Here is a 23,393-nt window from a genome sequence, read left to right as displayed (position 1 = left end):
GTAGTGATAGGAATGATCAGGAAACTAGCCGTCTTGCTTTTCGCTTTCATACTGTTTACCGTTTATATGCCGCTATCATCTTCGCTAGCGCATGCGGAGGAACTCTCCCATATACAAGAACAGAAACTATTAGAGGAGCCTGGCGAAATAAATAAGGAACAAGTCATCACCCGCCTTGATGCGATCAACCAGCAAGTGACCGTCTTAAATCAGACGATGGATGAGAACAATCAAAAAATGACAGCTGCAAATCATGAGGTAGAATCTATCCAATCCCAAATTCCACAGCTGCAAACGGAAATTGCCGATTTACGGGACAAAACCGAAAAGCGGTCATCTCTCGTAAAAGAACGGGCACTAGTCTATCAGCAAAGCGGTACCAATGTTTCCTACCTGGATGCCCTGCTTAGTTCCGGAAGTATCAGTGAGCTCGTAGCGAGAATAGGTGCCGTTTCCAAAATTATCAAAGCGGACCAAGAACTTTTAGCGCAACAGGATGCGGATCTAAAAAATTTGGAAAAGAAAGAAACCACCCTTGTCACCAAACAAGAAGAAGCGATGGCCAAAGCAGCCCAGCTGCAAAACATTCAGGCCGAGTTGGCCGCGCAGCAAAACCAATACAGCCTGTTAACCCAACAGTTACAAGCAGAAAGGAAGAAACAGGAAGCACGAAAGCTGCCAGAGAAACCGCAGATTCAACCAAACATAGCGACCCAAGACTATGTACATATCGTGACCACTGTAGGTCTAAAGTATATTGGCCGCTCCAAGTACACCTTTGGCGGCGGCAGAACGGAAGCCGATGTTGCCAGCGGGAGATTTGATTGCTCGGGGTTTGTCCGCTGGGCGTTTGCTCAAGCAGGTATTGAATTGGGCAACAGCACTTCCGATATGAGAAATGGCGGAAGAAAAATATCAGAGAGCGAGATGAGACCGGGAGACCTCGTTTTCTTTGATACATATAAGAAAGATGGCCATGTAGGAATCTATTTGGGGGATGGAAAATTTATCGGTTCGCAAAGTTCCACCGGGGTGGCGATTGCCGATATGTCAACCGGATACTGGAAAAGTAAATTTAAAGGGATTGTTGTGCGTATTTAGCATTTGCTGTTCATTTAATAGAGTTGATGAATTTTACAATGTTACTAAGTGAGGGATCCTTATGTTAGTAAAGTATAAATCCACTTATCGGAAAATTGGCATGGGACTGTTATCTTTTTTCCCTGAACATAGGGATTTAGACCGGCTGCTTGCGACCATGAACGAATACGAAACAGAACCGGACCGCCAGTTATTTCTTTGGAAGGAGCAGGAAGGGTTCATAGGATTGATTGGTGTAAAGCTGGAGGAAAATCTGGTTCAAGTCACCCATGTATGTGTCAACCCCTCACACCGTAACCAAGGCTTCGGCAAACGCATTGTGAGAGGCATACAGGAACTTTATCCTGAGCTTCCTATGATACCGGATGAAGCGACAGCTGAATTTTTAAGCAAATATGAACAAAGCCTTGCCCAAGATGATGACAAGGAAAACAGCCCTAATTTGGCTGTGTAGTGTGAGGGGTGTTTCCCCTCATTACACCCATCTCTTTTGTTAGAGCCACTGTCTTTAGACAGGATGGTGTTTTAAGCACGCTCTAAATTTGCTTCACTATTATTTAGAAAAATGCCTCGGATTGTCACAGTTCATTAGTCATGAATGGCTTTCCTGTCCTTACAATTTTTCTTCTCTCCTCCTCTTTTCTATCATCCTCTAAATTCTATAAAAATTTCGTTTTTCAAAATAATTAATATTCGAACTATTGTGTTTATTAAAAAAATACCCTATAATACTTCACAGCAATACTATATTTTTTATAGAAGGTGTAGCAAAATGAAGGTTTTAGAAAAAGTCAGTCAATTTGTCGGCAATACGTTTGCCGTCTGGGTACTCGTTTTTGCCCTGCTCGCATTTTTTTCGCCATCTGCATTTACGTGGATCGCGCCTCACATTTCTCTGTTATTGGGAATTATTATGTTTGGAATGGGGTTAACATTATCCGGTGCGGATTTCAAAGAGGTTTTTCGGCGCCCTAAAGATGTCATCATTGGGGTTCTCGGGCAATTTATCATTATGCCGGGCCTTGCTTTTTTACTGGCCAAAGGCTTTAACCTTCCGGCGGAAATTGCTGTTGGGGTTATTTTAGTGGGTTGCTGCCCTGGGGGGACTGCTTCTAACGTTATGACGTTCCTTTCCAAAGGGGATGTGCCATTATCAGTTACGATTACTTCATGTACCACGATTCTTGCGCCAATCGTAACGCCTGCACTCATTTTATTATTGGCCAGCGAATGGATTCCTGTCGATCCGGCTAGTTTGTTTGTATCGATTGTTCAAATCGTGATTGTTCCAATCGTTCTTGGGGTTGTCATTAAAAAATTGTTTAACAAACAAGCTGAGGCCAGTGTCAAAGTGCTGCCGCTGGTTTCAATTATCGGTATTGTGGCTATCGTGGCGGCTGTCGTATCCGTGAACCAAGCGCAAATTGCCAAAACGGGATTAATCATTTTTGCCATCGTCGTCCTGCATAACTGTTTGGGTTACCTGATCGGTTATTTCTTTGGAAAAATGTTTGGAATGGACTTATCGAAGAAAAAAGCAGTGGCCATCGAAGTGGGCATGCAGAACTCCGGTTTGGGTGCCGCCATTGCTTCCGCTCATTTTTCTCCGCTATCCGCTGTACCAAGTGCCATTTTCAGCGTGTGGCATAATATCTCAGGCCCGATTTTGGCCACGATTTTCAGGCGGATGAAAGATGGTAAAACGAGCGCCAAAGACGAACACAACCTTAGTGCTTAAGGGTAAGCATCTTCCCAATTCGGGGAGATGCTTTTTGTTGTACCTATTTTATATGACTCCTCATTTAAAATCTATGAAATTGTCAGAATATCTAACAACTAAATTACACTTTGTAAAGGATGGTCCACTTATAAAATATATCCCCATCTGTGCATCCCATTATCTATTAAGAGCACCTTGGTTTTCTCATCATACATAGCGTGGTAAAATAGTACATTGTAACATAGAAATGTTGAACATTTTATAGATAGAAGGGTTATCATGAATTTCATTGATCCACAAGATAAAAAGATTCGCTTTCTTCTCACCTTTTTGGCTGCGGTGATTGGCGGCGTTATTTTTCAATTCCTCCATACTCCGATTCCTTGGCTGCTTGGGCCAATGACCGTTGTTTTCATCGGTTCCCGCTTTTCAAAGAAAATCCCGTTTTACTGGCCAAGCTGGATCCGCAATGCCGGGTTAATTATTGTTGGATATTCGATTGGGTTGTCGTTTACACAGCCTGCTCTGGTACAAATCCTCGCCAAGCTGCCATCGATGTTGATCATGACGGTTTTGCTTGTATCGTTCTGTGCAGGGATCGCGGTGCTGGTTTCTAAGCTTACGGGGGTGGATTACCCTACCGTCTTAACAGGAAGTATTCCCGGTGGGTTGTCTCAGATGATTACCTTTGCTGAGGAAGTCAAAGGAATTGATATCACGACGGTGACTTTTCTCCAAGTGGCACGATTGATGATGATTGTGTTTCTGGTGCCGTTTTTAATCTTCGGGCCGTTCTTTCATAACGCTGCTCCAGGAACTTCTGGGCATGTCGTTCAGTCGGTTGGTCAGTCCGGACCAGCTGCACTTATGTTTGTTTTATTTGCGGTGATTTGCGTTGTTTTTGCCTTTATCGCCAAAAAGTTAAAGTTCCCTACCCCATTTATGCTGGGGCCGATTTTAGGTACGGCTCTTTTTAATTTAGCGGGTGTGCAAGGTCCAGTATTGAGTCCAACTGTTTTGGACTTTTCGCAATTTATGATTGGCGGATATATTGGGTTGCTGCTGAAACCGGAAAAATTGGAGCATAAAGCCCGGATTATTAGTTTAGCATTGATTAGCGGAGCGATGATGATTTTGGTTTCCTTAGGTTTAAGTTACCTGCTCGTATACGGCGGTCAACTGACCCCTTCGACCAGCTTTCTGAGTGTGGCTCCAGGCGGTATGGACCAAATGGGCATTCTCGCTCACGAGGTGGGTGCCGATCTTTCAATGGTAACCGGCTATCAGATATTTCGGCTGTTTTTCATTTATTTTGCGGTACCGCCCCTATTGCGGCTGTTTTTCAGGCTGGCGGCTAAACGTACGGCAAAATAAAGAAGTTAGGTGGGTCGCTCATGCATGGCATGAACGACCCTCTATTCTACAACATCATCCACCGTCATGACTAAAACTGATACAACGAAATCTGTTTGTCTTTATATTCATCATAGAGTTTTTCAATCCGTTCCTGCTTAGCTGCCTCTGTAGTAGTGATTCTTCTTTTATTAATCGTCACCGTCAATAATAAAAGATGGAGAGTCATCCTTCTTCCACTCCTTTTATTTCTATTTCCAACTTCATTATAGATAAATTAAACTCCATAATAATCCTGTTAAAGAACGAAACCACCTAACCAATTAGCCTCATCCGCAGCTCAGACTTTAGGCGTAGGGACAGTCCCCCAGTACAGTACCGCATTAACGTGCCGGGGGCCAGGCCCCCGGCGCGTTAATGCGGTAAAAAGACGAGTCTGTATAGACCCGTCTTCGTTATTTTTCATTTGGGATGGAGGATTTCGTCGATGATGCCGTAGTCTTTTGCTTCTTCGGCGCTCATGAAGTAGTCCCGGTCGGTATCTTTGGCCACCTTTTCTACTGGTTGGCCGGTGCGGTCGGATATGATTTGGTTTATATGTTCTTTGAGCTTTAAAATGCGGCGGGCGGATATTTCGATTTCGGTTGCTTGCCCTCTTGCCCCGCCTAAGGGCTGGTGAATCATAATTTCACTGTTCGGCAGGGCATACCGTTTGCCCTTTGCTCCTGCCAACAGCAGCATCGCTCCGAACGAGGCCGCCATTCCGGTACAAATTGTCCGTACGTTCGGCTTAATGATTTGCATCGTATCGAAAATAGCAAAACCGGCTGAAGTGGACCCGCCCGGACTGTTGATATAAATGGAAATATCCTTCTCCGGTGCATCTGCCTCCAAAAACAATAATTGGGCCACCACGCTATTGGCTAATTGATCATTGATTTCATCGCCGATGATGATAATCCGGTCCTTGAGCAAGCGTGAATAAATATCATAAGACCGTTCACCGCGGTTGGTTTGTTCAATAACATAAGGAATCGTGTTCATATTGGTACTCCTCCTTTAAGAAAATAAGTCGGCTATGCCGCCATACAGAGAGTGCCTGAAGGAGAGTATCTTGGAACCGGAATCGCACCGATTTCCATCATACAAGGGGCGTCAATTATACAAGTGATCGATGGCAAGTTTTCAATCAGAACTGCTGGGTCTTGGTTTTCCAAGGATTCAGTGAACAATTCACTCAGGATTTCCTGTTCTTCCGGATTCCAAAACGTCTCGACAGGAAAGGATTCCTCCCCCTCAAGGGCTTTTTCGAGCCGTTTTTTTGCTCGATGCAGGTTTGCCTTTACCGCCGTTTCCGTTGTCCCTAAAAGGCCAGCAATTTCCTTGTTTTGATAGTGAAACGCTTCTTTTAGGAAAAAAATCACCGCTTGTTTCGGCGTAAATTGATGAACGAGCAATTCAACTGAATCCGCTTTTGCTTCGGATGGTTTATTTATGGAATGTTCCGGCAGTTCGGATAAAATCGTCTCTTTGCCTCTTTTCCTTAATTGGTCAATCCAATGATGATAGGCGATTTTATTGATTAAAGCCGTTGTGAGCTTTTGCTGCTGATTCTGATATTTCATCGCCTTCAAGTATGTTTCATGCGCAATATCATCCCCATCCCATTCGTTTTGGGTTAAGAACCGGCAGTAGCGCCTAAGTTTCGGGTATGATTCCTGCCAAAACGGGTCATCCAGCTCTCCTGTGGGACGTTTATTATCCTCAAGGAGGCATCGTTTCCATTGCTGTGACATGTTTTTCACTCCTTTTGCACTCTCTGCTATATAAACGATACAAAGATGGTAAAAAGATATGGGGTAACGAAATTTTTTTGCCGTACATGCTATTCATACTTCTATATGATTTTAGCCAATTCGTGTTTGTTCCTTTTCATAAGGAATTCTACATATAAGACAACTTCAAAAATTTGGCTGAATTTGATAAAAAATAACGATGGACTATTTTTTAAAGCCTGTTATAATTCCATGTAGAATAACATTACACATTAAAGGTGGGCATTATGGGGAAAACTTGTAGATATGTTGTCAATGCTCTAGGTAAGGGTGGAGAAACATATTATACACAATGCAGAGACAAACAAGAACTAAAAAGATGGATTCATGAAAACAAAGAGAAAATAAATATGCAAGAAATTAAAATTACCGATAAAAACCAGACCTTTTTATCTAAATTATTAGGATTAAACAGAGTTTTCTAAAACGGGAGGCGCCATCCACAAGATGGCGTCTCTTTTATTTTATCGTATGTTTCATCACGGCACTTGAGTATTTCCGTTTTTGAATATAAACAAGTCTGGAGGATAAGGCAATCCCCGCGGCAAGCAGTCCAATTGTGAGCCCAATCCAATACCCTCTCACACCCAAATCGGTGTAGTGCGCAAGCCCGTAGCCGGCCGGAAGACAGATTAGCCAATAGGCCACCAATGTCATGACAAATGCAATATTTACGTCTTTATATCCTCTTAAAGCGGCCTGGGCTGTTACTTGTATCGCATCGGACATCTGGAAAAATAATGCAAAAATTAAAAAATGGGCCGTTAAGTTGATGACAGCCGGTTCATTTGAATATAGACCCGCCACCTGGTATCGAAACACGACCACTAATAATCCTGTCACAATGGCTGTCAACTCAGCCAACCCAAGTCCCAGCCAGCTGTAAGTCCTGGCATCCTTGTATCGCCCTGCTCCCGCCTCATAACCAACCAAAACGGTGACTGCCATGGAAATGCTGGTGGGAATCATGTACAAAAACGAAACAATATTCAAGGCCGATTGGTAGGATGCCACGGTGGTCACGCTGAAGGTGCTGATTAAAATCGTCACCACCGCAAACATGCTCGTTTCAAAAAACGTGGAAAGCCCCATGGGAACCCCGATTTTTAAGATTTCTTTAAACCGCTCAAGCGACACTTGCGTCATCTGTTCAAAGATCCGGTATGTGGAAAAGGGCAATTGGGTTTTCACAATAACCACCGTAATGGCCAAAATCGCCCAATAGGTCACGGAAACTGCATATCCCGCCCCTGCGCCTCCCAGTTCCGGAAAGCCAAACCGGCCAAAAATCAGGCAATAGTTCAATAGTAAATTGAGGGGAAGTGACGAGATCATGATGACCATTACGACACGAGTTTTTCCTAATCCATAGATGAATGAACGCAAAACATTAAACAGAAATAATGGCAATATCCCGTAACTGAGGCCAACCAGGTAATGAAAAGCAGTCTCCGCCACTGTATGTGCAAGATTCATCTTTTCGAGTATAGGATTTAAAAAAAATGACCCGAAAATCAAGATGATGACTGTAAGGAGGACTGAAAGATACAATCCATGCCTGACAACAGTGGAAATCTCATTCGTTTTACGCTGCCCTAGGTACTGCGCCGCTATTGGCGATACCGCCAGCAGGATGCTGCTAAGTCCGGTGAATATGGGACTCCACAATGAGGATCCTATCGCCACACCCGCTAAATCGGTGGAATGATATTTTCCTGACATCACCGTATTAAAAAAGACCATGGAAAACATGCCGAGTTGCGTAATTAAGATCGGAATAATTAAGATGATAATTTGTTTTGTTTTTTCTTTTATCGTATACGTTTGATTCATGCAAGCAGCTCCCGGTAAAAATAAACATCCAAAACAACATTTTACTATATTTTTGCTGATTCTTCCTCTTTTTTCATAAATATAAAAAAAACAAAAGCAGGAATCATGGTTTCCTGCTTTTGTGAATGGTTATTTACCTTCATTGCGATGGGCTGGATAGTAAGTTCCATGTCCGTGATGATAGCCATGACCCGGATAGTAAATGCTTTGACCATGGTGATAGCCATGCCCTGGATAGTAGCCTCCATGACCATGATGGTAACCTCCGCCTGGGTAGTAGCCTCCATGACCATGATGATAACCACCGCCTGGGTAGTAGCCTCCATGACCATGATGGTAACCACCGCCTGGGTGGTAGCCCCCTTGACCATGGTGATAACCTCCACTTGGATAGCCGCCTGGCATTCCATATTGTCTGTTTTCCACGATACCAACTCCTCTCCAATTTACTGTTAGTCTATGTATCCTTTGGAGAGATGGACACGGTTAACGCCCAGTTGGATTCGATAGAAAGGACATTTAATCTTGCTTTTAAGATGAAGCAATTTGCTGCCGAGGTTGTTTCTCCTTCTGTGACTTTTCTTTTATCAGAAGTCCCCCGAACAGTCCTAGAAAGGAAAAGATCACTGGAACAATGAATCCATAAAGGTAACCCGCTGCACTGCCGACATGAAACTGGTCCAAAATACTTCCGAATATGCTTGGCAACAACACAGCACTTATAAAACCGCCCGTGTTGGCAAATCCCGAGACCACTCCGACTTCCTTCATATCGAATGACTTACGGACAATCGCAAAGGTTAATGAACTTGCCCCATTGCAATAGCCGATAACGAAGAAAAGCAGAACCAGCAAAAAGAAAGGCGGCTTGCCGGCTAACAGAATAAAGGCTGTCCAGCTTATAAAGGCCGCAATATGGGCCACCACAAATGGCCGTTTAATCGAGTCGATCCTGCTGGAAATCGCACCGGTCAACGGCGCCCCAATCAGGGCCCCCAACAACCCGACCATGATCAGCTGGCTGGCTCCCGAACGGGTCATCCCATAAACTTGCATTCCATAGGGAACGGCCCATGAACCAATAAAGCCCACATAGGTCCCGACCAAGCCAAAATGGCATAAAAATGCCGCCCATGCCTGACGGCTTGAAACAACCCGACGCAGCAACACCATCGTAGGCTCACTTGGCGTTTTAGTTTTAACGATAGACCGATTGACGGCGGAGCTGCCTAAAGCCATTTGCTTTGGTTTTTTGACAAGCACGAAATAAAGACCTATCCCAGAAAGGCATAAGATGATGCCTACTATAAAAAACGGCATTCTCCATCCGGATACGGAAATCCAGGCTGAAAATGGGACGGTTGCCATTAAGAATCCCAGACTGCCCGCCATCCCGGCAAAGCCCAGCAAGCGGACAAACTCCTGTACTTTAAACCATTGGCTTAAAATGAGCACGACATTTACCCAAATGGTGGCATCCCCTACTCCAACCAATAATCTGGCTATGACCAAAATGCTTTCATGCGAGGCCAAACTATACAGGACCGTGCCGGCCCCATTCAAAATCGTACCTATAATTAGGAAGTAATTGGGGCCGAAGCGGTCGGACAGAATTCCAATCGGGATCTGCAAACCTGCATAGGCTAAAAATTGAATACTTGTTAATAACCCGATGGTAGCAGCAGTGATATGGAAATCTGACATTAATTGGTCAGTAATCAGCCCCGGTGCGGTTCTTTGACTTACGATGATAAAGTATGCGAATAATACAGTGGTAAAAACCACCCAACGATAACTGCTGTTTTGTTTATCCAATTTTCTCTTCCCCTGTTAATTGATATCTTTTCTATTGTACTCCCTATTTCCAAGGTTGTATTATATTTTTTATGATGACGACGTTTACATTAAAAAAAGGGACCTTTGTAGGCCCCTGATTATTTTTTCTCGATTTTGGACGGGTTGTTGATTTTATATAGAACCGGCTCCACGATGACGAATTCGTCTGGAGCCTCTTTTCCCTTTGCCAGTTTTTTGCTGGTAATTTTCCCGTCAAATTCCAGCAAATCCCCCGGTGCGAGTTCAAATTTCTTCAATGTTTTGCTGTGGCTGCACCAAGCGAGCCCCACATCCAACGGACTTTCTTGGACAATTTGAACGTTTTCTAGAACGACCACTTCGTCGTTGGCTTCATTAAAAGGGTTGTAGGTAAGGGCAAATTGTTTCACGCTGGCCGTAAAATGGACTTTATCGCCAGGAAGTTCCAGCTTAGGCGCCTTTTCCTTTTTCGGTTTTGTTTCCTTTTTCGGTTTTTCTGCCTTGACTGGCTCTGCTGCTGCTTTTGGCGGCTGTACTTTTGCCTTCGGTTCGACTGTATCGGCTTCGGAAGCTGCAGGCGCTACCTTATCCTCCATTTCAATCAAGCTTTCCTTGCCAAAACTCGATGACTGCATTTCTTTGAGATAGGCGGGATGGATGCAGCTTACGTTTCCATCAGGGAATTCAATGACGAGCGTATTGAATTCCCCGGTACTCCCGTATGTTTCATAGCCCTTGACGGTCACCGGGCACTGAAAATGACGGTCTTTGTACAAGAATTCCTTTTTGGCAGCCGACAGCCCCCACTCTTTCAGTTTTTCCTTATAATGGTCCTCATCCCGGAACGCTTCATAATCACTGATTGGAGGTATATATTTGATTAACGCTTGATATTGGTCAGTCGCCATGTTACACAACTTCCTTCCACTATGTATTTGGGAACATTATAACATGTTCACAGAATGAAAGCCTGCCGGCCATACTCCGAAAGTAAACGGCACAAAAATTTTAAAAATATTTGAAGCACCCGCGAAATATCCATGTATAATAGCTTTGTAGATTATAAGAGAAATGGTGGAGACACATGCGCGCCTACAACGAAAAGATTAGCATTTATCATGGAATGGTCTCATCCGTGGCGACCAATCTTGCCAGCAACTATTATCCGATCTTTGCCATCTCGATTCTCGGGGCCACCAATTATCAGGTCGGTTTGATTAGTTCGCTGCCACCACTTGTGACACTGATAATGACGATCCCGGCGGCGATTCTGTTAAATCGGCTGGAGCAGCAAAAGAAAACGGTGGCCATGTCGACTTTTGCGGCACGGGCGATGTTTATGCTGATCATTGCGATTATGCTGCTGCCATCTTCGTATCAAGCATGGGCTTTTTTATTCATTATTGCCCTGATCAATATCCCCGGAACCATATCGACCATTGGCTGGCAAACGCTGATTAGCGGTATGATTCCCGATCAGCGCAGAGGGGCCTTTTTTAGCGACCGTAACCGGCTGTTAACGATTGTCGGCATGGTAACGACTTTATTAATCGGCATAGTGATGAAGAGCTATACACATAATGCGGCCGCCTATCAGCTTCTTTTTTTATCCGCTTTCGGAATCGGCTTGTTGGAAGTTTACTTTTTAATGAGGCACAGGGAAGCTGCTTTGCCAAAGGTGCCGGGGCAAAAAAAGGCTTCGATGGATTGGTCGATTTTTTCGGACCAAGGCTATAGATGGTTTCTCATTGCGGCCTTATGTTTTAATTTTGCCTGGCAGATGGCTTGGGGACTTTTTAATATCTATAACGTGAAATATGCTCATGCGACCATCCTGTGGATTAGTATTCTTTCCGTGGCCAACCAACTCGTACAGATTTACTCTTTCCCTTTGTGGAAAAAATGGGCCGACGAGAAATCAAATTCTCTCGTGCTCGTTTGGGTGGCAATTGGCATGGCTACGGCTCCCATTCTAAATGCCCTTTCTACGAATTTGTATTATTTAATGTTTGTCAGCATGACTTCAGGCTTCTTCGTTTCCGGTACGACGTTGCTGTTGTTCAATTTGCTGCTGGAAAAGTCACCGGTGGACACAAGAACTTACTGTATCACTACATACAATATCCTGCTGTCCTTGGTTGCGTTTATTGCCCCGCAGATTGGGATTTGGCTGCTGGAAATCTCCAACATGTTTACGGCGATGACCATCAGTACCATTCTTCGTTTTCTGAGTGCGATTGTGTTCCTCATCATGTACCTGAAATTTGCGGGTACTCGTAAATCAAAACTGTTAAAAAGCAGCTAGGCTTGCGCCTGGCTTTTTCTTATTTACCACTATTCAAACGGTTTATAATTTAACTTTCTTAACAGGTATAGCAATTGGTCAATTTCTTCCTCTGTCATATCGGTTGTTAACAGTTGGTTCGAAGTCTCCAGAATGTGGTTTAGGGTTGGATAAAAATCAACAGCTTTTTGAGTGGGGTATAGCTGATTATAACGGCGGTCAGTTTGGTCAATTGTGCGTTTCACATAACCCTCCGCCTCCAGTTGTTTGACGGCCCGGGCCGTGGTGGCCTTATCAAATTTTAGTTTCGCTGTCAGCTGGTCCTGGCTGATGCCTGGGTTTCTCATAATCTCCATTAAAAAGCTGTGCTGCCCCCCACCGCCAATTCCATAGGGTTTAAGTATTTTAGTTAAATATTTTTGATTTTGCCGATAGATGTAAGAAATCAGCTTTCCAATTGGTTTTCGCGGCATTTCCATTCCCCATTTTCATTATTTCTTACTCTCTGTTAAAGGCTATTGTTGGTTTTTATAATCACTCTGTTGATTGGAGCGGATATGCTCGACTCATGCGGGAGTACGGGGCCAAGGAGGATCCCCGGCACGCCCTAAGGTCCCTTGAGCGCCTGGAGCGGAATTCTACAGCCATGTTTAACAGAGCCATTTCTTAAAATAAGAGTATCGCAAAATAGTTGCAAACGCAACTATTAGAGGTTAAACTAGTGATTATCATATAGTTGTATACGCAACTAATCTATCATTTCGAGGTGTTTTCTTTGGCTTCACACATCAAAACCTTCCAAGACGACCCGGGCATTCAGGATAATCGCTGGAAAATCTTAATCATTCTAAATCTATTTACTTTTATGTCGACGCTCGACGCCAGTATTGTCAATATTGCTTTGCCGGTCATGTCCAGCGATCTTCATTTGCCAATGGCCAAAACCGAATGGGTGGTCAGCAGCTATTTAATCGGGATTTGTACGTTAATCCTATTCTTTGGTAAATTAGGAGACATTCTTGGCAAAATAAAGGTATTTCGAACGGGTACCATCGTTTTTCTTCTTGGATCGTTGTTATGTGGTTTTAGTACAACACTTTCCATGCTCATCGTCTGCCGTGTCATTCAAGCGCTCGGTGCATCAATGACAATGGCCAACAGTCAAGGGATCGTTACGGAAATCTTCCCGCCACGTGAACGAGGCAGGGCCCTTGGCTTGGTAGGTACTTTTGTTTCTCTTGGCAGTATAGCGGGTCCAAGTCTTGGCGGGCTCCTGATTTCTGGATTAGGCTGGGAGTCGATTTTCTGGGTGAATGTCCCTGTTGGTCTGATTGCTATCGGCTTCGGCTGGAAAATGCTTCCCAAGGATATTACGTTCTCCCATGCCAAGCTGGACCAATCGGGGATTCTTCTGTTTGCCGTATTCATTATATCTTTATTCTCTGGGCTGCTTCTTGGTCAACAAGCAGGGTTTAATGATCCGAGGATACTGGCCGGACTCCTTCTTGCTTTGGCGGCGTTTGGTGCGTTTCTTTGGGTGGAGTCCCATAAAACAGAACCGATGCTTCAATTGTCACTATTTAAAAATCCGCTATTTTCACTTAGTATCCTTTGTGGATTTCTCGTATTTGTAGCAAATTTTTGCTTTAATATTATTTCGCCTTTTTATACGCAAAGCATTCTGCACTTGTCGCCGGCAAGCTCCGGACTTCTATTGATGCTGTTCCCGATTACGATGGCCGTTGTTGCCCCGCTTAGCGGTGCCCTGTCCGATAAAATCGGCTCCGAATTGTTAACTTTCATTGGGCTGATTGTCATGGCCATTGCCCAAATCGGGCTCGCCAATTTGTCTGAAGCCAGTTCCGTGATCTTAGTGGGAATTTACGTGGCCATGCTCGGATTAGGAAGCGGGTTGTTCCAGTCACCGAATAATTCACTGGTGATGTCAACGGTAGCGAAATCACAATTAGGGATTGCCGGCAGTGTCAATGCCTTGATTCGAAATTTAGGCATGATTGTCGGGATCGCTGTTGCGACGACTACTCTTTTTAGTGTGATGAGCGCTAAAGCCGGGTATCATGTTACAGGACTCATTCCCGACCGCCCGGACATTTTTATTCATGGCATGCATATTGTCTTTATCGGGTCTTCCGTTATCTGCCTAGCCGGTGCTTGTTTAACTGGATACCGATTAGCAAGGTCTAGAGTAATGGATCATACACACGGTCACTGACAGCCTAGCTCAGTGACCTTTTTTTTGTTTTTTTCACCACGACGGGCTCTGACAGCCCGCCTCCGTTACCGGGACTTTGTCTTTTACCATCCCAGGCAGTGACAGCCAGCCCCAGTTATCGTGTTGGTTTTTTTTTTTTTTGCGAAACGGTTACAGACAGCCTTCCAAGCTAATGAATTAAATTTTTCTTGTAAAAATTAGAGCCTCCTCCACATATTCTAAAGTAGGAACTTTATAGGAGGTACATCATGATAAAAATAGGCAATCATACAGTCAAGCCAGGGGATTCCATGTTAAAAGCCATTACCAGTAAAGAGCAGCAATCGATCCTTACTTCCATGAGTAATTTTCAAGAAATCTATCAGTACCACACAGTCGAACAATTGAAATTCGAGTTGGAATTTAGGTCCAACACCATGAGGGCAGCAAGGGAATTGAATAATAGCGGGGCCAAATTTACCACTTTTACATACGCCTTTTGCAATAAACAATATTGGGACCGCCTAAGCAACGGAGGCTTTCTGATAAAACCGGCTGTCAGACCGTCCACTGCCATTTTGGATATTCTAAAAAATGGCCCGCTTTATGCCTTCGAGTGCTCCACTGCCATTGCCATTGTCCTCTACATCGCCGCCCTTTACTCGATCGGTCAGAACCGCTTTGATTTACTGTTTCAAAGACTCTATTTGATGGATTGGCAATTCGATGATGACCTCCCAATCTACTCGAAATTCGGTGACGACTATTTGCCCGGTGATGTGCTCCATTTCAATAACCCGGATTTCAGCCCCAAAGAATCGCATTGGCGCGCGGAAAACGTCGTTTATTTTGGAGACGACCGATATTTTGGGCATGGAATTGGCATTACCACCGCAAGCAGCATCGTCGGGTTCCTGAATAAAAAAAGAAAGCCGAACCCAACGGTTTCAGCTTATCTGATGAACATGATCTCCCGGCCCCATTACCAAGCAATCAATCCAGCTAATCATATGTGATGCAATGGGCCATTTCGGATGGATATTCCCTATCTGTACAAGGCCTTCCGTCCCTAATTGAAATTAACAAACGCATCCTCGGCTTGGACGTTCTTTTTGATGACGTTTTTGTCCTTTAGCCATTTGGCCACATTTTCCCAAGTGCCGGGATCTTGCCAGCCGAATGATTTGTCTTTTGCGTCCATTAACGGGAGGAGGATTTCCAAGCTTTTGGTCTCAATATCCTTCTCTAATGGGGATGATTTTTCTTCATGGTCCATTAGGATTGACAGACTCTCCTCCGGATGTTCAGCCACATAAGTCTGCCCTTTGGCCATGGCTTTCATTAGCTTTTTAAAGACTTCCGGCTTTTCTTTTAACCCTTTTTCACTAGCCACCAGCACTAATTCATAATAATCTGGCACCCCATAATCGGCAGGATTTAACGTGCGCATCGGGTGACCTTCTTTTTCCAAGAGCAGTTTTTCATGATTGATGTAGCCGCCGATGAGCGCATCGGTTTTGTTTGTCGCCATTGCCGGTATTAAATCCCAGCCGACATCCGTCATTTTCACCTTTTTCGGGTCCCCGCCATCTGCTTCCACCATTGTGCCAACAATCGCTTCATCCAGCGGAATCGACGGGTAACCGACTGTTTTTCCGGCAAAATCCTTAGGCGATTGGATGGAACTATCTTCTGGCACCATCAATTGATTTAACGGATGGCGGACAAGAGCGGCAATCGATTGAACTGGAATGTCCTCACTCCGTGCCACCAACACCTCCGGCTGATAGCTTAAGGCCAAATCAATTTTTCCAGCAGCAGCCAATCGTAAAGGATCATTGGTATCGGCGGGCATTTGAATGTCCACATCCAACCCCTGTTCCTTAAAGTAGCCTTTTTCCTCGGCCGTATATAAAAACGAATGGACAGCATTTGGATACCAGTCAAGCATGATGCTGACCTTCTCCAATTTCTGGCCGGATGCTGACGTTTTTTCAGCCTCCTTTTGCCCGCAAGCACTTAACATTAACAGTAAAAGTCCGATTATCAAGATAATACCTTTTTTCAATGTACCTTCCACCCTCTCAAGCTATGAATAGTGTTTATGTTTTAGTAACTGTTTTTCTAGTAAACTGACGAATAAAAATAGAATCATTCCCAGCAATGAAAGTAAGAATATGGCAGCAAACACGGCATCTGCCTGCAGATTCCCCGACATCCGCCGGCTGAAATACCCCAATCCTTCACTCGCACCAAGCCATTCACCAATCGTTGCTCCGACCACACAATACACCACCGACATTTTGATCCCTGACAGGATGGACGGCAGCGCCATCGGGATCTGGATTTTTTGAAAAATCGTCCAGCGGCGTGCCCCCATGGTCAATAATAATTCCTGGTATTCTTTTCCGCCGGACTTCAAACCGTCATAGGTACTAACCACGATTGGAAAAAAGGCAACCAGGAAGGTGACGGCAATTTTGCTCCAAATGGAATAACCAAACCACATGATAAAAATAGGAGAAATTGCAATGGTTGGTATGGTTTGGCTTATGACCAAAAACGGATATAATACTTTTTCAGTTATCCTCGAAAAATGCATCAGTACCCCAAAGAACAGCCCTGCAGCCAATGAGACGCCAAATCCCAATAATGTTTCTTTTAACGTGGCTGGTAAATGTTCCTCCAGCAGTATTTGCCGGTTCTCCTGCAATGCTTCCCAGATGGCTGATGGAGAAGGCAGAATAAAGGAAGGAATCATCCCCTGCTTGACCACCCATTCCCATATGCTTATCACCAAAATGGCTGCCAGCACAAATAGGCCATATGCTTCTGTCCACTTTTTCCAGTTAGCTTTCATGATGTATCAGCCACTCCAGTTCTTTTCTCATGCTAATCAATTCTTGCTGATAGATTAATTCCGGACCCCTCGGGCGCGGCAAGTTGACTGGGAACTCTCGAACCCCAGTTCCTTTAAGGAGAAAGATCCGGTCACTTAATAAAATCGCTTCCTCGAGGTCATGGGTAATAAACACGATCGTTTTTTGCAGCTCTCCCCATAGGCCCAAAAGCCAGCTGTGAATATTCCGTTTTGTGAGGGAATCGAGTGCCCCAAACGGCTCATCTAACAACAGAAGATTTTTACCGGTCATCATCGTTCTTAGAAAAGCGGCCCGCTGCTTCATTCCTCCTGAAAGCTGGTCGGGATAAGCTTGTTCGTAACCGGCCAGTCCAAAGCGAGCCAGCCATTTCCGGATTTCCCGGACTTTTTTCTGTCTGTTGCTCCCTTCAACCTCTAATGGCAGCTGCACATTGTCGAAAACCGTCCGCCATGGCAAAAGCAGATCCTTTTGCGGCATGTAGCCTACTGTTCCCAAACGGTGTTTGGAGACCTCGCCATCGATCACAATCTCCCCCTGGTCTGGTTCAAGCAGGCCAGAAATTAACCGAAACAATGTGCTTTTTCCGGAACCGCTTGGTCCAATTAGAGAGACAAATTCTCCCGGATGGACATCCAATGATAGTTTTTCAAAAATCGGCTGTCCTCCCGCAAAGGCATATGTAAGTTCTTTGATGGACAACATCGGTGAATCAGACAGGCCAATCGCCCCCCTGATAAACCATATCCCAGAACATATATTCAAATTGGGAAGTAGTTAAAAAATGCTCTTCCAAGACGGCTAATTCCCGTTCCGGTTTCCCCTCGGTCAGCCGGTCAAGCTCCTGAATCAGCCAAGAAGCCAGCTCGCCAAACTCTTGGGAAGAGTACATTTTCACCCACTCGCCATATAATAGATGATTGCTAGAGTTGGGATATCTTTCTGCTAGCAGTGTGCCAATCTCCCAATAGCTCCACATACAAGGGAGAAGCGACGATATTAATCCCTCTAACGAACCATTTTGAGCCACATTGAGCATGTACCGGGTATAAGCCAGATTCATCGGAGCGGGTTTGGTCTCTTCTAGCTCGGCTGTGGTAATTCCGAACCTGGCTGCATACTGGCGGTGCAGGTCCATTTCCCCATGCAGCGTTTCATGGAGGAGTTTGGCAAACGCCCCCATGGTTTGAATGTCTCTTGCTTTCACCGCTGCTAAGGCAAAAAGTTTCGAGTAATCAATCAGAAAAACATAATCCTGTTTCATGTAGCGAACGAACGCCTCTACTGGGAGTTCCCCCGTGCCCATACCGGTCACGAACGGGTGCTGGTGAGTTTGTTCCCATATCGAATTCACGTTTTGACGAAGCCGCTCAGAAAATTTCAACCTATTTTCTCCTCCTTACGGGTATTGCACCATTCCGTGATAAAAACAGCCAGTGCCTTTGTAAAATCGAGCAGCTGCTTGATTTCTACTTTTTCATCAACAGCATGTGCATCTTCTAATTTCCCTGGACCAAACGTGGCTGTAGGGATGCCAGCCCGGCCTAGCCATCCTGAATCATTTACCGATGTCGACATGCCGATCACAGGCTTGTGCGATAAAGTCCTTTCAAACGAATCTGCCAATGCCCTTGTACCTGGATGATCGACTTGAAGTTCTAATGAAGGGAAAATCTCGCCTCGATCGACAATCATGGATTTGCCGCCCCACACAAACTTTGGAGGATTTTCCTTTAGCCACGGGTCAGCGGCAGCCACTGCATCAATATGCTGTTCAATCTCCTTGGTGACCTGCTCGTAATCTTCATTCGGGTAAAAATGGACCGTGACCCACAATGCACACCGGTCGGCAATAAAGGCCGCATGCCGGCCGCCTTCAATCACGGCGGGGTTAATGGTGTTGGTTCCCGGCGGAAACCCTGGAAAGCTTTTGGTTATCGCCCAGTGCCGTTCTAACTCCTGAAGTCCAGCGATGACCTTCATCATTTTCTCGATGGCACTGGCACCGTTGATTCCACCGCCGGCATGAATTAGCTGTCTCCTCAATCCATCATGAAACGTTTTTGGACTTTCAATCGTAATCCAACCGGTTATGACGCCGCCTTGCCCTTGGATATGCAAGTCACTTGTATCAACGACTACGGCATAATCTGCTCCGTACCCTCTTTCAAGACATGCCAAGGTGCCCGCCTCTCCGACTTCTTCACCTATTACGGATTGAAATTGCAGGTCACCTTGAAGCGGGACGCCTAGTTCTTTTAATAGCTTAATAGCGTATAGTGATGCAGCAATGCCGCCTTTCATATCAGCCGTGCCCCGTCCGTAAACATATTGATCTTGGATTACCGTCTGAAATGGTGACGATATCCACTCTTTTTCATCGCCTACTAAAGCCACATCCACATGACCGTTGATAATCAGGCTGTTATACTGTTCCGAAGCCGTTCCTCTTAGAGTCCCAACGACATTGGAGTCACCGGGGTACACTTCCCACTGATCTGTTTGGAAACCCAAGTCCTCCAGATACTCTTTTACAAATCCCTGAATCTCATTTGTATTCCTGGCCGGCGGACTGACCGTTGGAAAAGATACCAGTTGGGAAAGGAGCCCGAATAATTCTTCTTGCCTTGCGTCCACCTCTTCAGCCATTTTTTTAACCAGCTGTTCGTCCATGATTTTGCCTCTCCCATCAATTGTTGATCTTATTTTCAATGGAGCTTGTTTTGAACAAAACTCTTTTTCTTAAAAACACCACGAGGATGATAAAGCCTAGCAGCGCACCCGCAAATGAGCTAAAGATAAACAGCGGAATAAACCCAAACAATGTCGCTTTTTGCCCTAATAAAAGCGTCGCGACTGGATAACAAAGAATCGCTCCGATAATGCCGGTTCCGATTACTTCACCAGCAAAAGCCATATATATTTTTCTAGTTTTTGAAAATAAAACTGCCGCCAAGAAGGCCCCGACCATGCTGCCGGGAAAGGCAAAAATCGAGCCGGTTCCCATCAAGTTTCTTAAAACAGAGGTGCAAAAAGCTTGGGCCACTGCATAATAAGGCCCTAATAAAACCGCAGATAACACATTCAAAAAATGCTGGATTGGAAAAACTTTTGTAAAACCAACCGGAATCGATACGAGATTACTAGAAATCGTACCTATTGCAATCATCATCGCCGTCAATGTCAATTTATAGGTTTTATTCACTTGGAAATTTTCCTCCCCACCTGTTTACTTAACTCCCAAGCCGCCATCATAGGTGAATCTGCATGGCTGATGGCCGTTATGACGGAGACTCCGTCTCCCCCTGCTGCTGTTACAGAAGCGGCGTTGTCAATGGTGATTCCGCCAATGCCCACAATCGGGATGGTGTAACCTTGTTGCCGCAATGACTCAATCAGTGTGGTTCCTCTAGATGGTTTGGCGTCCGCTTTGGTGGTGGTCGGAAATACAGGACCGATGCCAAAATAGTCAGCACCATCCTGTAAGGCCTGTGCGGCTTCTTCTTCTGTATGGACCGAAACGCCGAGTATTTTCCCTACGCCAATTTTTTCTCTTACGGTACTTACTGGTTCGTCCTCCTGTCCGATATGCACGCCATCGGCATTCAATTCGATTGCCAGTTCAATGTCGTCATTGACCAAAAACGGGACTCCATTTTCCTTACAGATTCGCTGAAACTCCTTCGCAAGGGAATATTTTTTGGCCCCCATTAAGGCTCCCTCGCCTTTCTCCCGGAATTGAAACAAGGTAATCCCGCCGGCAATGGCCTCCTTTAACACTTCCACCGGTTCTTTTTTGCAGTTGGGGCTTCCCATAATAAAATATACCTTCAATGCTTCCCGCAATTCCATCATCGTTTCACCAGCTCCTTGTTCCTGTTTCGGTATGCCCAATGGTTGGTAGGCCCATGTCCTTGGCCGATTTCTAAGTCCTCTTCAATTGCCGCTTGGATAAAGGCTTTAGCCGTCATAACCGCTTCCTGTACCGTGTTTCCTTTTGCAAGCCCGGCAGTGATGGCCGCTGAAAACGTACAGCCTGTTCCATGGGTGTTTTTGGTCCGGACCCGCTTGCTTGGAAAACTGTAAAATTCCTTTCCATCAAACAACAAATCAATCGCCTGTTCTGGGTCTTCATCATGGCCGCCTTTTAAAACAATATTCTGAACCCCCATATCATGGATTCGTTTGGCTGCCTCTTTCTTTTGAGCCAATGTTGTAATCGTCAATCCGGTTAACTCCTCTGCCTCGGGGATATTGGGTGTGATCACCTTAGCCAAAGGCAGCAAGTATGTTTTCAAAGCAGAGACGGCTTCTAATTGGAGCAGTGAGGCACCGCCTTTCGCGATCATGACAGGGTCGACTACAACGTTTTCCCATTTATAGGTCCTCAGATTTTCCGCAACTGCCTCTATAATTTCGCCATTAAACAGCATCCCTGTTTTGACTGCGTCAGTACCAATGTCCTCGGCAACGGCCTGGATTTGCTTGGTGACTGCCTCTGCTGTCATCGGATAAACGCCATGCACCCCTAGGGTATTCTGTGCTGTTACCGCCGTTAAGGCTGACATGCCATATACCTCTAACTCTTGGAAGGTTTTCAAGTCCGCTTGGATTCCTGCCCCGCCGCCGCTGTCTGACCCGGCTATCGTCAATGCTTTATTCATGTGAATCGTCTCCTCATTAATTCATTTTTCTTACAGATGCATGCTCCATGATGTCATTCGCAGTTACTAATGACAGCTGATTTAAAAATTCAATTTGAAAGCTTCCAGGTCCCCGCTCGATGGTTACTTTTGCTGCCTTTTCAGCTGCAATTCCGTAGAAGGCCAATGCAGCGGTTGCCGCTGATAAGAGATCCTTTTCGACTCCAGCAAATGCTCCAATAACAGAGGTTAAAAGGCAGCCAGTGCCTGTGACTTTTGTTAATATCGGATGTCCATTGGCGATGAGATAGGTGGTCTTTCCATCTGTCACCACATCTTCTTTTCCAGTAATCACGACAATAATCCCCAGTTTTTGAGCTGCCGTCGTGGCCAGGCTGACAACATCTCCTTGTCCTTCCCCAGCATCGACTCCTTTTATCTCCCATAATTCTCCGACCACATTGGCAATCTCGGCGGCGTTTCCTCTGATTAGGGAGACATCTAGTTCTTTCAAGATTCTCCGTGCCGTTTTTGTTCGATACGGGGTTGCCCCTGCACCGACGGGATCCATGATAACGGGTACATCGGATTGGTTTGCAGCTCTTCCTGCGATCAGCATGGATTCGACGGTTTGCTCCGTCAGTGTTCCGATGTTTAACACTAGTGATCTAGCAATCTTCGCCATGTCCGCCACCTCTTCAGGGGCATTGGCCATCACCGGAGAGGCACCTAAGGCAAGCAGGCCATTAGCTGTAAAATTCGTGACCACTGTGTTTGTGATGTTATGTACGAGCGGATTTTCTTTTCTTACTTTTTGCAGTATGTTTATATACTTATCCATTATTGAAGGTCCCCCTTATGTTCTACTTTTCTTGGCATTCATAGGCAGTTATGTTACCTGGTTTCCTCTTTTTCCTTGCTTTCGGTCACGTAGAGCCCTTCTACGTTACCCGGTTTCCTCTTTTTCCTTGCCTTCGGTCACGTAGAGCCCTTCTACGTTACCCGATTTCCTCTTTTTCCTTGCCTTCGGTCACGTAGAGCCTTTCTACGTTACCCGATTTCCTCTTTTTCCTTGCCTTCGGTCACGTAGAGCCCTTCTACGTTACCCGATTCCCTCTTTTTCCTTGCCTTCGGTCACGTAGAGCCTTTCTACGTTACCCGGTTTCCTCTTTTTCCTTGCCTTCGGTCACGTAGAGCCTTTCTACGTTACCCGGTTTCCTCTTTTTCCTTGCCTTCGGTCACGTAGAGCCCTTCTACGTTACCCGATTTCCTCTTTTTCCTTGCCTTCGGTCACGTAGAGCCTTTCTACGTTACCCGATTTCCTCTTTTTCCTTGCCTTCGGTCACGTAGAGCCCTTCTACGTTACCCGATTCCCTCTTTTTCCTTGCCTTCGGTCACGTAGAGCCTTTCTACGTTACCCGGTTTCCACTTTTTCCTGAGCTTCGGTCACGTAGACTTTGCCCCTTATAGGGTTAATAACATTTCAATTGATTAGTCAATCACTCCTCCCCGTTCCTATCACTAAGACGTACGGCAGCAAAGAAACACAAAAAAACCAGATCCTATTAGGACCTGGTTGAGTTAGCAAGAGAAACAGCAAGTTTCACTGTACCTACTTTCCTACGCTGGTATTACCCAGATCAGGTCCGAAGAGTTAAAAACGCTGCCGTTTTCTCTCAGCCCGCATGCTGGGCACCCCTAGTAGATATTCCGTATTT

General features: G+C 45.2%; 25 protein-coding genes and 1 riboswitch. Of the genes, 8 read left to right on the top strand and 17 right to left on the bottom strand.

Annotation, left to right across the window (positions count from 1 at the left end; all coding sequences use genetic code 11):
- Positions 1–12 precede the first annotated feature (12 nt).
- The 4 genes from ACY8D0_RS07400 to ACY8D0_RS07385 all read left to right on the top strand — a co-directional run bounded on the left by ACY8D0_RS07400 (position 13) and on the right by ACY8D0_RS07385 (position 4,195).
- Positions 13–1,101 carry a C40 family peptidase gene (locus ACY8D0_RS07400; protein WP_462409832.1) on the top strand — a complete coding sequence of 363 codons (1,089 nt, stop codon included), beginning with the start codon at positions 13–15 and terminating at the stop codon, positions 1,099–1,101.
- 61 nt (positions 1,102–1,162) lie between these two features.
- Complete coding sequence (locus tag ACY8D0_RS07395; protein ID WP_462409831.1) at positions 1,163–1,555, top strand: GNAT family N-acetyltransferase; 393 nt, start codon at positions 1,163–1,165, stop codon at positions 1,553–1,555.
- A gap of 318 nt (positions 1,556–1,873) precedes the next feature.
- On the top strand, positions 1,874–2,839 hold the full coding sequence (locus ACY8D0_RS07390; RefSeq protein ID WP_462409830.1) for a bile acid:sodium symporter family protein: 966 nt from the start codon (positions 1,874–1,876) through the stop codon (positions 2,837–2,839).
- 261 nt (positions 2,840–3,100) lie between these two features.
- Complete coding sequence (locus ACY8D0_RS07385; protein WP_462409829.1) at positions 3,101–4,195, top strand: AbrB family transcriptional regulator; 1,095 nt, start codon at positions 3,101–3,103, stop codon at positions 4,193–4,195.
- A gap of 70 nt (positions 4,196–4,265) precedes the next feature.
- Here ACY8D0_RS07385 and ACY8D0_RS07380 read toward each other — a convergent pair whose 3' ends face one another.
- The 3 genes from ACY8D0_RS07380 to ACY8D0_RS07370 form a co-directional block, all read right to left on the bottom strand.
- The gene (locus tag ACY8D0_RS07380) at positions 4,266–4,403 is read right to left on the bottom strand and encodes a YrzI family small protein (RefSeq protein WP_462409828.1); all 138 of its coding nucleotides are present in this window, start codon (positions 4,401–4,403) and stop codon (positions 4,266–4,268) included.
- Positions 4,404–4,636: 233 nt separating this feature from the next.
- Positions 4,637–5,218 (bottom strand): ATP-dependent Clp endopeptidase proteolytic subunit ClpP, encoded by a 582-nt coding sequence (gene clpP / locus ACY8D0_RS07375; protein ID WP_462409827.1) that lies wholly within the window; start codon positions 5,216–5,218, stop codon positions 4,637–4,639.
- 32 nt (positions 5,219–5,250) lie between these two features.
- Entirely contained in the window at positions 5,251–5,970 is a 720-nt protein-coding gene (locus tag ACY8D0_RS07370; RefSeq protein WP_462409826.1) for a sigma-70 family RNA polymerase sigma factor, read from the bottom strand.
- 266 nt (positions 5,971–6,236) lie between these two features.
- On the opposite strand from ACY8D0_RS07370, the gene ACY8D0_RS07365 reads away from it, so the two are divergent.
- Positions 6,237–6,434 (top strand): hypothetical protein, encoded by a 198-nt coding sequence (locus tag ACY8D0_RS07365; RefSeq protein WP_462409825.1) that lies wholly within the window; start codon positions 6,237–6,239, stop codon positions 6,432–6,434.
- A 34-nt stretch (positions 6,435–6,468) separates the two neighbouring features.
- On the opposite strand, the gene ACY8D0_RS07360 is transcribed toward ACY8D0_RS07365, so the two are convergent.
- From ACY8D0_RS07360 to ACY8D0_RS07345, 4 genes are all read right to left on the bottom strand, one after another.
- Positions 6,469–7,842, bottom strand: a complete 1,374-nt coding sequence (locus tag ACY8D0_RS07360) for an MATE family efflux transporter (protein WP_462409824.1) — start codon at positions 7,840–7,842, stop codon at positions 6,469–6,471.
- Positions 7,843–7,886: 44 nt separating this feature from the next.
- Positions 7,887–8,276, bottom strand: a complete 390-nt coding sequence (locus tag ACY8D0_RS07355; protein WP_462409823.1) for a hypothetical protein — start codon at positions 8,274–8,276, stop codon at positions 7,887–7,889.
- A 97-nt stretch (positions 8,277–8,373) separates the two neighbouring features.
- On the bottom strand, positions 8,374–9,657 hold the full coding sequence (locus tag ACY8D0_RS07350) for an MFS transporter (RefSeq protein WP_462409822.1): 1,284 nt from the start codon (positions 9,655–9,657) through the stop codon (positions 8,374–8,376).
- A 119-nt stretch (positions 9,658–9,776) separates the two neighbouring features.
- Entirely contained in the window at positions 9,777–10,565 is a 789-nt protein-coding gene (locus ACY8D0_RS07345) for a hypothetical protein (protein ID WP_462409821.1), read from the bottom strand.
- Between the two features lie 176 nt (positions 10,566–10,741).
- Here ACY8D0_RS07345 and ACY8D0_RS07340 point away from each other — a divergent pair, with 176 nt between their 5' ends.
- Positions 10,742–11,962 carry an MFS transporter gene (locus tag ACY8D0_RS07340; RefSeq protein ID WP_462409820.1) on the top strand — a complete coding sequence of 407 codons (1,221 nt, stop codon included), beginning with the start codon at positions 10,742–10,744 and terminating at the stop codon, positions 11,960–11,962.
- A 29-nt stretch (positions 11,963–11,991) separates the two neighbouring features.
- On the opposite strand, the gene ACY8D0_RS07335 is transcribed toward ACY8D0_RS07340, so the two are convergent.
- Positions 11,992–12,414 (bottom strand): MarR family winged helix-turn-helix transcriptional regulator, encoded by a 423-nt coding sequence (locus ACY8D0_RS07335; protein ID WP_462409819.1) that lies wholly within the window; start codon positions 12,412–12,414, stop codon positions 11,992–11,994.
- Between the two features lie 293 nt (positions 12,415–12,707).
- Between ACY8D0_RS07335 and ACY8D0_RS07330 the strand changes: the two genes are divergently transcribed.
- Positions 12,708–14,174: an MFS transporter gene (locus ACY8D0_RS07330; RefSeq protein ID WP_462409970.1), complete on the top strand. Its 1,467-nt coding sequence runs from the start codon at positions 12,708–12,710 to the stop codon at positions 14,172–14,174.
- A gap of 248 nt (positions 14,175–14,422) precedes the next feature.
- Positions 14,423–15,169, top strand: coding sequence for a protein-glutamine gamma-glutamyltransferase (locus ACY8D0_RS07325; protein ID WP_462409818.1), 747 nt, complete (start codon positions 14,423–14,425; stop codon positions 15,167–15,169).
- 53 nt (positions 15,170–15,222) lie between these two features.
- Here ACY8D0_RS07325 and ACY8D0_RS07320 read toward each other — a convergent pair whose 3' ends face one another.
- From ACY8D0_RS07320 to thiM, 9 genes are read right to left on the bottom strand one after another with little or no spacing between them, the layout of a single operon-like run.
- The gene (locus ACY8D0_RS07320) at positions 15,223–16,221 is read right to left on the bottom strand and encodes an ABC transporter substrate-binding protein (RefSeq protein WP_462409817.1); all 999 of its coding nucleotides are present in this window, start codon (positions 16,219–16,221) and stop codon (positions 15,223–15,225) included.
- Positions 16,222–16,242: 21 nt separating this feature from the next.
- Positions 16,243–17,013 carry an ABC transporter permease gene (locus tag ACY8D0_RS07315; protein WP_462409816.1) on the bottom strand — a complete coding sequence of 257 codons (771 nt, stop codon included), beginning with the start codon at positions 17,011–17,013 and terminating at the stop codon, positions 16,243–16,245.
- The gene (locus ACY8D0_RS07310; protein WP_462409815.1) at positions 17,003–17,737 is read right to left on the bottom strand and encodes an ABC transporter ATP-binding protein; all 735 of its coding nucleotides are present in this window, start codon (positions 17,735–17,737) and stop codon (positions 17,003–17,005) included. The genes ACY8D0_RS07315 and ACY8D0_RS07310 overlap by 11 nt, the downstream gene beginning before the upstream one ends.
- Positions 17,738–17,744: 7 nt before the next feature.
- Positions 17,745–18,416 (bottom strand): thiaminase II, encoded by a 672-nt coding sequence (tenA, locus tag ACY8D0_RS07305; protein WP_462409814.1) that lies wholly within the window; start codon positions 18,414–18,416, stop codon positions 17,745–17,747.
- Positions 18,413–19,705, bottom strand: a complete 1,293-nt coding sequence (locus tag ACY8D0_RS07300) for an acetylornithine deacetylase (protein ID WP_462409813.1) — start codon at positions 19,703–19,705, stop codon at positions 18,413–18,415. Before ACY8D0_RS07300 ends, tenA begins: the two co-directional genes overlap by 4 nt.
- 16 nt (positions 19,706–19,721) lie before the next feature.
- Complete coding sequence (gene thiW / locus ACY8D0_RS07295; protein ID WP_462409812.1) at positions 19,722–20,237, bottom strand: energy coupling factor transporter S component ThiW; 516 nt, start codon at positions 20,235–20,237, stop codon at positions 19,722–19,724.
- Entirely contained in the window at positions 20,234–20,887 is a 654-nt protein-coding gene (thiE, locus tag ACY8D0_RS07290) for a thiamine phosphate synthase (protein WP_462409811.1), read from the bottom strand. Before thiE ends, thiW begins: the two co-directional genes overlap by 4 nt.
- Positions 20,884–21,696, bottom strand: a complete 813-nt coding sequence (gene thiD, locus ACY8D0_RS07285; RefSeq protein WP_462409810.1) for a bifunctional hydroxymethylpyrimidine kinase/phosphomethylpyrimidine kinase — start codon at positions 21,694–21,696, stop codon at positions 20,884–20,886. Before thiD ends, thiE begins: the two co-directional genes overlap by 4 nt.
- Positions 21,697–21,712: 16 nt before the next feature.
- The gene (thiM, locus tag ACY8D0_RS07280; protein WP_462409809.1) at positions 21,713–22,516 is read right to left on the bottom strand and encodes a hydroxyethylthiazole kinase; all 804 of its coding nucleotides are present in this window, start codon (positions 22,514–22,516) and stop codon (positions 21,713–21,715) included.
- A gap of 759 nt (positions 22,517–23,275) precedes the next feature.
- A riboswitch (TPP riboswitch) is annotated at positions 23,276–23,385 on the bottom strand.
- Positions 23,386–23,393 lie beyond the last annotated feature (8 nt).

The sequence above is a fragment of the Neobacillus camarae genome (genome assembly GCF_054950115.1).
Note: the sequence above shows the minus strand (reverse complement) of the source record. Positions and strands in the feature narration are given on the sequence as shown.

What these genes read in the sequence shown, in the direction of transcription:
- ACY8D0_RS07400 (WP_462409832.1), top strand. Translation starts at nt 13, where the DNA reads ATGATCAGGAAACTAGCCGTCTTGCTTTTCGCTTTCATACTGTTTACC.
- ACY8D0_RS07395 (WP_462409831.1), top strand. Translation starts at nt 1,163, where the DNA reads ATGTTAGTAAAGTATAAATCCACTTATCGGAAAATTGGCATGGGACTG.
- ACY8D0_RS07390 (WP_462409830.1), top strand. Translation starts at nt 1,874, where the DNA reads ATGAAGGTTTTAGAAAAAGTCAGTCAATTTGTCGGCAATACGTTTGCC.
- ACY8D0_RS07385 (WP_462409829.1), top strand. Translation starts at nt 3,101, where the DNA reads ATGAATTTCATTGATCCACAAGATAAAAAGATTCGCTTTCTTCTCACC.
- ACY8D0_RS07380 (WP_462409828.1), bottom strand. Translation starts at nt 4,403, where the DNA reads ATGACTCTCCATCTTTTATTATTGACGGTGACGATTAATAAAAGAAGA.
- clpP (WP_462409827.1), bottom strand. Translation starts at nt 5,218, where the DNA reads ATGAACACGATTCCTTATGTTATTGAACAAACCAACCGCGGTGAACGG.
- ACY8D0_RS07370 (WP_462409826.1), bottom strand. Translation starts at nt 5,970, where the DNA reads ATGTCACAGCAATGGAAACGATGCCTCCTTGAGGATAATAAACGTCCC.
- ACY8D0_RS07365 (WP_462409825.1), top strand. Translation starts at nt 6,237, where the DNA reads ATGGGGAAAACTTGTAGATATGTTGTCAATGCTCTAGGTAAGGGTGGA.
- ACY8D0_RS07360 (WP_462409824.1), bottom strand. Translation starts at nt 7,842, where the DNA reads ATGAATCAAACGTATACGATAAAAGAAAAAACAAAACAAATTATCATC.
- ACY8D0_RS07345 (WP_462409821.1), bottom strand. Translation starts at nt 10,565, where the DNA reads ATGGCGACTGACCAATATCAAGCGTTAATCAAATATATACCTCCAATC.
- ACY8D0_RS07340 (WP_462409820.1), top strand. Translation starts at nt 10,742, where the DNA reads ATGCGCGCCTACAACGAAAAGATTAGCATTTATCATGGAATGGTCTCA.
- ACY8D0_RS07335 (WP_462409819.1), bottom strand. Translation starts at nt 12,414, where the DNA reads ATGCCGCGAAAACCAATTGGAAAGCTGATTTCTTACATCTATCGGCAA.
- ACY8D0_RS07325 (WP_462409818.1), top strand. Translation starts at nt 14,423, where the DNA reads ATGATAAAAATAGGCAATCATACAGTCAAGCCAGGGGATTCCATGTTA.
- ACY8D0_RS07315 (WP_462409816.1), bottom strand. Translation starts at nt 17,013, where the DNA reads ATGAAAGCTAACTGGAAAAAGTGGACAGAAGCATATGGCCTATTTGTG.
- ACY8D0_RS07310 (WP_462409815.1), bottom strand. Translation starts at nt 17,737, where the DNA reads ATGTTGTCCATCAAAGAACTTACATATGCCTTTGCGGGAGGACAGCCG.
- ACY8D0_RS07300 (WP_462409813.1), bottom strand. Translation starts at nt 19,705, where the DNA reads ATGGACGAACAGCTGGTTAAAAAAATGGCTGAAGAGGTGGACGCAAGG.
- thiE (WP_462409811.1), bottom strand. Translation starts at nt 20,887, where the DNA reads ATGATGGAATTGCGGGAAGCATTGAAGGTATATTTTATTATGGGAAGC.
- thiD (WP_462409810.1), bottom strand. Translation starts at nt 21,696, where the DNA reads ATGAATAAAGCATTGACGATAGCCGGGTCAGACAGCGGCGGCGGGGCA.
- thiM (WP_462409809.1), bottom strand. Translation starts at nt 22,516, where the DNA reads ATGGATAAGTATATAAACATACTGCAAAAAGTAAGAAAAGAAAATCCG.